This window comes from Pseudomonas sp. BF-R-30, assembly GCF_019956175.1.
GTDB classification, from domain to species: Bacteria; Pseudomonadota; Gammaproteobacteria; order Pseudomonadales; family Pseudomonadaceae; genus Aquipseudomonas; species Aquipseudomonas jessenii.
Genome location: NZ_JAHBDE010000019.1, coordinates 1 through 8,667, shown reverse-complemented (window position 1 = coordinate 8,667; position 8,667 = coordinate 1). Strand labels below are relative to the sequence as shown.

Annotated in this window: 5 protein-coding genes; 3 read left to right on the top strand and 2 right to left on the bottom strand. The window is 58.7% G+C overall.

Translation table 11 applies throughout. From position 1 onward, the window contains the following. The first annotated feature begins 48 nt into the window (after positions 1-48). Positions 49-759, top strand: a complete 711-nt coding sequence (locus KGB20_RS11760; RefSeq protein WP_317850882.1) for a hypothetical protein — start codon at positions 49-51, stop codon at positions 757-759. A gap of 456 nt (positions 760-1,215) precedes the next feature. Here the strand turns inward: KGB20_RS11760 and KGB20_RS11755 are convergent, their stop codons facing one another. Continuing rightward, positions 1,216-3,885: an autotransporter outer membrane beta-barrel domain-containing protein gene (locus KGB20_RS11755; RefSeq protein WP_223532299.1), complete on the bottom strand. Its 2,670-nt coding sequence runs from the start codon at positions 3,883-3,885 to the stop codon at positions 1,216-1,218. 835 nt (positions 3,886-4,720) lie between these two features. Between KGB20_RS11755 and KGB20_RS11750 the strand changes: the two genes are divergently transcribed. Beyond that, positions 4,721-6,760, top strand: a complete 2,040-nt coding sequence (locus tag KGB20_RS11750; protein ID WP_223532298.1) for an FAD-dependent oxidoreductase — start codon at positions 4,721-4,723, stop codon at positions 6,758-6,760. 176 nt (positions 6,761-6,936) lie between these two features. Then, positions 6,937-7,863, top strand: coding sequence for a 1-aminocyclopropane-1-carboxylate deaminase/D-cysteine desulfhydrase (locus KGB20_RS11745; protein WP_223532296.1), 927 nt, complete (start codon positions 6,937-6,939; stop codon positions 7,861-7,863). Between the two features lie 34 nt (positions 7,864-7,897). Here the strand turns inward: KGB20_RS11745 and KGB20_RS11740 are convergent, their stop codons facing one another. Next, positions 7,898-8,458, bottom strand: coding sequence for a cytochrome b (locus KGB20_RS11740; protein ID WP_218496167.1), 561 nt, complete (start codon positions 8,456-8,458; stop codon positions 7,898-7,900). Positions 8,459-8,667 lie beyond the last annotated feature (209 nt).

Below are 8,667 nucleotides of genomic sequence, written 5' to 3'. Positions count from 1 at the left end.
TCCTGGTCAGTACTGTCGCAGGGAGCGTGGACAGCGGAGGGGAGGGCAATGGATGCCCTCCCTTTCTCCTTCCATTCAATTGCCCATCAGCTATCGGGGGTGCCAGCAGCGTACTGGAACTCATCAAAGCAGGTTGGAACCGAACTGCGAAATCAAAGAAACAATGAAAAAGGAAACCCGGCCTTGAACACTTCAGCCATCTGCCTCTTGAGCAGTCTATTGGTTTCGATCGCTGCTTCTGCTACCGGGGTTAATCCGGTGTTCGACCTGGATTTCACCAGGTCAGCCACGGAAACGCTGAAAAAACTGCACATCAACGACGCTTGTATTATCGCCATCTCAAGTCCTGCTGCGTTTACGTTCTGCCGAGAAGGGTCATCAACGCTCTGGAAGTATCAGGCGCTGGATCTGGAGCAACAGGCGCTGATCCAGATTGGCCAAAAGCGGTCTTCGACGGACTTTCAGCAAATAACCCTTGTGGAAGTCGACAGCGTTGCTTGCGAACAGGATCACCTTGTGGAATGGGTTAAACCAACTATCAGGCATGGACTTGTCCTTGGTCTGATTACCCTGTTTCTGTTGGCCGGCCTGCGATATACCTACCGGGCGATCATGCATTGCTGTTATGACGAGGCTGGCTTTTCGAAGTTCGGCTTACAGCGATTGGACGAATCCTGGTCAACGCACAATTCAACGGTAATGGCGTTGGTCGCATGGGGTATGGCGGCAGCTATGGCATTTGTTTACTTCGGGTTTTGAGCATGACCACAATTAGCGGATGTGCCGTTTCAAGATGTTCGCCATTCGATGTACTTTGACTCCGTGCAGTTCCATTCGCTGACGATTGATTGACTTGCTTGATATCCTGTTTGTTTCAGTTAATCCTGAGTTGCTGTCTACCTGAAAGGGTGGCTGGATCACCGTGAAATTCGCAATTGGAGTTTGCTCTGGATGAGAGTCGCTCGCTATTGCGCGAGTTGTGGGATGTACAACAGCCATTGATTCTGTTGATGGCTTATCCGTTGCTGATTGCGTTCGGGTTCCTGACGATGTTGGCGCTACTCCTTCCTGGATGCAGATGCTCCCTATCTTTCGATACAGAGCATCTTCGTTGAGCATCACCCCTTGTTGATCGGTTTTCAGACAGTCTGCAGGGCACCATTCTTTATTTACAGAACAGCCGTAATGGGGTGATAACCATACGAGCGGCCTCGCTTACCAACTCACCCTCACCCCCGCATTGCCACTCACGCCTTCCAGGGCATTGGTGTCCAGATTGGTGTTGTAATCCGCCGCCAGGTACACGCTGACCGTTGACGATAACCGCGCCACCACACCCACTCCGAGATCGGCAGAGGACGATTTGTGATCACTCTTGATCCGGTCCACGTCATCATAGGTCACGGTGTCACTGCCGCCAAAGGTGCGCCAGGCGTTCGCCCGGACGTAGGGCTCGATGGGCGTGTTCTGTACCAGGTAGCGCCCTTTCAGGCGTGCACCGAGGCGACCGGTCCAGTAGTCCTGGGAGTCGAACGAGACCTTGGAAATACCGTCGTTCTGGCTGTCCATATCGATCTGCTGGTTGATCACCTGGACCTGTGGCTCCACCACCCAGTGCTCGGAAATTGCAATCGGATAGCCGGCTTCGGCGGACAACGCCAATGCATGGCCCTTGCTGTCCATCTTCACCCCACGGTCGGATTTGTTATCGCCATCCAGGCGCGTGCCCATGGCCACGAGGTCAACGTACCAGCCCACGGTTGGATCGGTGAGGGTCCAATAGGCGCCGAAGTTGTCGCCGTCGAGTTCGACCCGCCCCGAACGACGGTCCTGGAAGCCCTCGGCGAAACCTTTGACATCGCCCTGCAAGCGGCTCTGGCCGACGAACAGGCCGAAGCGTTGGATCTGCCCGCCGCTGGTTTCGGAGGCATACAGGTCATGGCCCACTTGATAGCCCTTGGTAGAACCGTCGAAGCTGGGGGACACGGTGCCGGTCCAGCTCTTGTTGAAATCGCGGCCATAGGCACGACCCCAACCGGCCGGGACGGCGCCGGTTTCGCTCAACAGGCTTTGTTCGCCCTGGCGGTCGTGGAACGTGCCCAACGCTTGCAAAGTCATCAACTGCGCGGCTGGCACCACCACCGAATACACGGGCACCTCCAGGCGGTACAGTGGAATAGGATCGGCACCTGCCACCGCTGTCGGTAATGGCGGGGTACTGACAGCAGGTTCCGGAGAGGTTTCGGCCGGGATTTGGTTGAGCGGAGGTGCAGTGGGTTCGACCGGAGCAACGGGCCTTGAAGTTGGCGGCTCCACGGGCGGTTCATCGGGCGCGACCACCGGCGGTGTCGGTGGAATCGGTGGTACCGGCACCACTACCTGCGGCACCGGTGTCGGCGGTGGTACCACCGGCGGTTGTACCGCTGCCACTGACGAGCGCAGGTACCAGTTGTTTTCCGAGCCTGCCGTTACACCCCCCTTGAACAGATAGTACTCATAGGCCCCGGCAGAAACCGAGCCTTTCAGGGCAAAGGCATCGGTAGTGCTGACTGCGCCGTTGAGCGCCTGCACCACTTCGATCCCGTTGTTTTGCGTCAGGCCGCCCAGGCCACTGAGATTGGTCACCGCCAATTGGGTATTGCCGCTGATGCTGCCGTCGGAGACCACCAGTTTGTCAGTGGCGGAAGTGTCGTCGCCGAGCACGGTTTGCAGCCACAGCTGGCCGTTGTTGCCGACGTAGTTGCCGTACACCGTCAGCGAGTCCGCGGCGCTGTTGCTGCCGGTGGTCATGTCGATGGTGCCGGCGTTGATGAGGGTCGCCCGCTGGCCGGCGGTGTAGGGTCGGATGCTGCCTTGGGTCACCGCCAGCACGCTGGTGTTGTCGATGGAAACCGTGCCGGCATTACTGGCGCTGTCGCCGAGGAAAAAGTCGCCAGCCAGGTCAAAGTGCGAATTGTTGTTGAGGTTGACGGTTTCCCAACCGATGTAGCGGGAGGCCGTGTTGGAAGTGGTGTTGTCGAAGGTCAATTGATCATTGCCCAGGCCGCCGTCGATCGATGGGGTGGCGCTCAACAGGCTTTCGGTCAGGCCGCTGAGCAGCGCGGTATCGTTACCATCACCCATCAGCACGGCGGACTTGATCTGGCCGCCATTGAGCCAGTTGAAGGTGTCGTTGCCGACGCTGGCGCGGATCTCGCCGTTTATCACGCCGCCGCTGACAGTGATGCGGTCGTCGCCGCCGCTGACACTGATATTGCCGCCAATCGTACCCCCGGTGACGATAATCCGGTCGGTACCAAATCCGGTGACGAGATTGCCAAGGATCGAGCCGCCGGACATGTCATAGATGTTGTTGTCCAGTTTCATGTCGACGCGGCCGATGGTGCCGCTGGTTTGCTGTGCCACGTCGCCATCTTCAAAGGCGCCGACGATAGTGCCGCCGGTCATCAGGAAGGTGTCGCGGCCGTCGCCTTGGGCCAGAGACTGGATCTGCCCGCCACTCATCACAAAGTCATCGATGCCATTGCCTTGGGAAACCGCACCCGTGACCGCACCGGCACTGATACGGAAGCGATCGGCGCCATCACTCTGAGTGACGCTGCCGACAATTCGTCCGGAGTTCATGTCGACGAGGTCGGTGCCAGCCCCGGTAACAATGTTGCCGTTGATGGTACCGGTGCCGTCAATCGGGAGGGTCAGGATGTTGTTGCCCAGCAGGTCGGTAAGGCCGACAGGGCTGCTGCCACTGTCGCAGACATACGCATCGACGCCGGGGCCGGGAGTGAGTACGCAAGCCGCTTGCGCCTGTTGTACTGCCAGACTTAAAAGCGACAACGTCCCCACTTGAAGAAGTCCATTTTTTCCTGCACGCAGCGCAAGGTGCATAAGATCCCTCTTATTTGATGTCATTCTGATATTGTGTGAGGATTTGATTTTGTAGTTATATCTAGACCATCAATACGATATCTACAAGGAAATGGGCTTGTGGTCCTTTCGTCGATTGCCCAGGACCTCAGCAGGGTGTTGCAGGCGAATGGAAAGTTAAAGTTCACAACGCTGAGCTGGAAAAAAACGGATTAGTTCCGCTCTTCGATTTAGTACCTCTGCTGGGTATGAGTGAGACAAATCCTGTTTTTTCGCCATAAGTGGGTGGTTATATTGTCTTCCAGTTAGTTTAAATTGTTGTTTCTGGAATATATCGTGTCAAAGGTTGCGTTGTTTTTACTTTTTGGTTTTGTGTTGTCGGATTACGTGCTCGGGTCACCCAAAAAACAAATGCTTCTACAAGTGCGTCGTACATGAATCACGGTTCAGGTCTGGCCACGACCAAGCGTGTAGCCCAGCTGGAGGTGTGCTTCAGAGTGCCGCCATTCAGCGCCGCACCGCGAAAACTCCTCTGGCAATGGCCCGACATCACGACATAAAACATTTCACACACGGCGTCCATGCTGGCTTTTAATGTTCCCGCGACACGGCTGGCTATGGCTGGCTGATTCCATTCTTAATGCAAAGAATTCCAATCGAAGTGAAAACTCATGACCGCAAGGTCGTTTTTGTTTTGAGTCATTCCCGTCAGCCCAATGTCGCTGCTCATTTCGATCAATAAGTTGTCATTTACGGTCATTGAGGGATGGCGGCACGACTCTTAGTCTGTCGAACATGACTGATGGGGGCCGCAGAGCTCCCGCACTTTCCGTGATCGCTCGATGTGGAGTTACCGATGACCGCCGCTCAATACCCGCACCTGTTGGCTCCGCTGGACCTGGGGTTCACCACGCTGCGCAATCGCACCCTGATGGGGTCGATGCACACTGGCCTTGAAGAGAAACCGGGTGGCTTCGAGCGCATGGCGGCGTACTTTGCCGAGCGTGCCCGTGGCGGTGTCGGCCTGATGGTCACCGGCGGTATCGGCCCGAATGACGAGGGTGGCGTGTATTCCGGCGCGGCCAAGCTGACGACCGAAGAAGAGGCGCTCAAGCACCGTATCGTCACCCGTGCCGTGCATGACGCGGGCGGCAAGATCTGCATGCAGATCCTCCATGCCGGTCGTTATGCCTACAGCCCGAAACAGGTTGCGCCAAGTGCGATCCAGGCACCGATCAACCCGTTCAAGCCCAGGGAGCTGGACGAGGAAGGCATCGAGAAGCAGATCAGCGATTTCGTCACCTGCTCGGTACTGGCGCAAACCGCCGAGTACGACGGCGTGGAAATCATGGGTTCCGAAGGTTATTTCATTAACCAGTTCCTCGCCGCCCACACCAACCACCGTACCGACCGCTGGGGTGGCAGCTATGAAAACCGCATGCGCCTGCCGGTGGAGATCGTTCGTCGCGTGCGTGAAGCGGTAGGCCCGAACTTCATCATCATTTTCCGTCTGTCGATGCTCGACCTGGTTGAAGGCGGCAGCACCTGGGAAGAGATCGTTCAACTGGCCAAGGCCATCGAGCAGGCCGGCGCGACCATCATCAACACCGGTATCGGCTGGCACGAAGCGCGGATTCCGACCATTGCCACCAAAGTGCCGCGCGCGGCGTTCAGCAAGGTCACGGCCAAGTTGCGGGGTTCGGTCAATATTCCGCTGATCACCACCAACCGTATCAACACCCCGGAAGTCGCCGAGCAGATCCTGGCCGAGGGCGATGCCGACATGGTGTCCATGGCGCGGCCGTTCCTCGCCGACCCGGATTTCGTCAACAAAGCCGCTGAAGGTCGTGCCGATGAAATCAACACCTGCATCGGTTGCAACCAGGCCTGCCTCGACCACACGTTCGGCGGCAAGCTGACCAGTTGCCTGGTGAACCCGCGTGCCTGCCACGAAACCGAGCTCAACTATCTGCCCGTGCAGCAACTGAAGAAAATCGCCGTGGTCGGTGCCGGCCCTGCCGGTCTGTCCGCTGCAACCGTGGCCGCCGAGCGTGGCCATCAGGTGACGTTGTTCGATTCGGCCAGCGAAATCGGCGGGCAGTTCAACATTGCCAAGCGCGTTCCGGGCAAGGAAGAGTTCTACGAAACCATTCGCTACTTCAACCGCAAGTTGCAGACCACCAACGTCGAGGTGTGCCTGAACACCCGCGTCGACGTGGCCGGGCTGGTCGAGGGCGGCTACGACGAGATCATTCTGGCCACCGGCATTGCGCCGCGTGTGCCGGCCATTCCAGGGGTGGAAAACGCCAAGGTGCTGAGCTACCTGGACGTGATCCTGGCGCGCAAACCGGTCGGCAAGCGCGTCGCGGTGATTGGTGCCGGTGGTATCGGTTTCGACGTTTCCGAGTTCCTTGTACATGAAGGCGTCGCCACCAGTCAGGATCGCGCCGCGTTCTGGAAGGAATGGGGCATCGATACACACCTTGAAGCGCGCGGCGGTGTCGCCGGTATCAAGGCCGCGCCCCATGCGCCGGCCCGCGAGGTGTTCCTGCTGCAACGCAAGACGTCCAAGGTCGGCGACGGCCTGGGCAAGACCACCGGCTGGATTCATCGCACGGGCCTTAAGAACAAACAGGTGCAGATGCTCAACAGCGTTGAATACCTGAAGATCGACGACGAAGGCCTGCACATCCGCATCGGCGAAACCGGCGAAGCTCAGGTGCTGCCAGTGGACAACATCGTGATTTGCGCCGGGCAGGATCCGCTGCGCGAGTTGCATGACGGCCTGGCGGCGGCGGGGCAGAGCGTGCACCTGATCGGCGGCGCGGATGTCGCGGCAGAGCTGGATGCCAAGCGGGCGATCAATCAGGGGTCGCGGTTGGCGGCGCAGTTGTAATACGCGTAATCAGGCTGCTCACGAAACCTGTGGTGAGGGGGCTTGCCCCCGTTCGGCTGCGAAGCAGTCGTATTAGGGCCGCTTCGCACCCCAACGGGGCGGTGCGGCGTTCCGACAAGCCCCCTCGCCACAAGTCAGCTGTTAAGATGCTGGCTCTTCACCCAGAGCCGGCATTGATGCTTCTCCCGCCCTCCACCTGGGTACCCCAGGCCCCCCTCGACCCCCTTCACCTCGACTGGCTCACTCAAGCCGGCATCGAAGTGGCGGTGCTGCGTCTGGACCGGATCGACCCGCTGATCAGCGGCAACAAATGGTTCAAGCTCATCGAACACCTGAAAGCCGCCGACCGTCTGGGGGCCGAAGGCATCATCAGTCTCGGTGGCGCGCACTCCAATCATCTCCACGCGTTGGCGGCGGCGGGCAAGCGATTCGGCTTTTCCACTGTCGGCCTGTTGCGCGGGCATCCTCAGCAAACCCCGACGGTCAAGGACTTGCAGGCGTTCGGCATGGAGTTGCACTGGCTGGGCTATGCAGGCTATCGAGCGAGGCATGAAGCGGGTTTCTGGCAACCCTGGCAAACCCGCTATCCGACGTTGCATCCGGTGCCTGAAGGGGGAGGTGGATTACCCGGTGCTGAAGGTTGCATGCAATTTCGGGCCAGGGTTTGTACCCAATTGGCGGGCTTGGGCTGGAGTGACTATGACGGCTGGTGGCTGGCCTGCGGAACCGGCACGACCCTGGCCGGCCTGGTGCTGGCCGAAGCGGGGGATCATCCGGTATATGGTGCCCTGGCGGTTCCGGATGACCACGGGGTGGCGCAGCAGGTCGAGCGGATCATGCAGGAAGCGGGTGTGGTCGATGCGGTGTATGAACTGTTCGAGGCCAGTCGCGGCGGGTTTGCCAAGGTAGATCCACAGCTGCTCGACTTCATCGAAAAGACGGAGCAGGCGGGAAATATTCCACTGGAGCCGCTGTATACCGGCAAGGCACTGCTGGCACTCAAGCACCAAGTGGAAGCGGGCAAGTTCGCCCGGGGCACGCGGCTGATCTTCGTCCACACTGGCGGCTTGCAGGGGTGGCGGGGATTCAATTCACAAACCTGAAAGTCACCGAAAACCAATGTGGGAGCGGTCAAGTTCAGGCGTCGCGGTTTACCCGCTTGGGCATCATCCGCAGCAATGTGTTATCGCCCACCACATAATGGTGATACAGCCCGGCCACGGCATGCAGGCCGATCAGCCAATAGCCGATAGTGCCGCCGAGCTCATGCCAGCCCTGGAGCTGTTTGGCCAGGTCCTTGTTTTCCGCTACCAGCATCGGCAGGTCTACACCGTAGAACATCACCTGATTGCCTTTGGCGCTGGTGACCAGCCACCCGAGAATCGGCGTGACGATCATGAAAATGTACAGCGCCCAGTGCATCAGCCTGGCCAGTGTCGTTTGCCAGTGCGGCGAGGCCGGGAAGATCTGCGGCGCCGGGCCGAGGCTGCGTGCGAACAACCGCAGCCAGACCAGAACGAATACGGTCAGGCCGAGCATGAAGTGTGATTCGACGATCAGCGTGCGCGCGCCACTGCCCTTGGGAAAGAATCCGCGAAACTCGATACAGGCGTAAACCAGCACCAGCAGGACCAGCATCAGCCAATGCAGCGCGATCGATACGGTGCTGTAGCGCGACTCAGAGTTTTTCCACGGCATGGGGTGTTCCTCAGAGGTCCGGTTTAAAGCCACCGTTCTTGTCCGACGGTGTGCGTTAACTGTAATCCTGTTTCACCGGGTTTGCCTGAGGCGATTGGTCGCTGGGTGCTCTGGTTCGGGTAACAGACGGAAAAAACTGTAGGAGCGAGCCTGCTCGCGATGGTGTGTCAGTCGACATCAATGTATCTGACACACCATCGCGAGCAGGC

Excerpts from the sequence above, each read along its gene's own strand:
- KGB20_RS11760 (WP_317850882.1), top strand. The coding sequence starts at position 49 with ATGGATGCCCTCCCTTTCTCCTTCCATTCAATTGCCCATCAGCTATCG.
- KGB20_RS11755 (WP_223532299.1), bottom strand. The coding sequence starts at position 3,885 with ATGCACCTTGCGCTGCGTGCAGGAAAAAATGGACTTCTTCAAGTGGGG.
- KGB20_RS11750 (WP_223532298.1), top strand. The coding sequence starts at position 4,721 with ATGACCGCCGCTCAATACCCGCACCTGTTGGCTCCGCTGGACCTGGGG.
- KGB20_RS11745 (WP_223532296.1), top strand. The coding sequence starts at position 6,937 with ATGCTTCTCCCGCCCTCCACCTGGGTACCCCAGGCCCCCCTCGACCCC.
- KGB20_RS11740 (WP_218496167.1), bottom strand. The coding sequence starts at position 8,458 with ATGCCGTGGAAAAACTCTGAGTCGCGCTACAGCACCGTATCGATCGCG.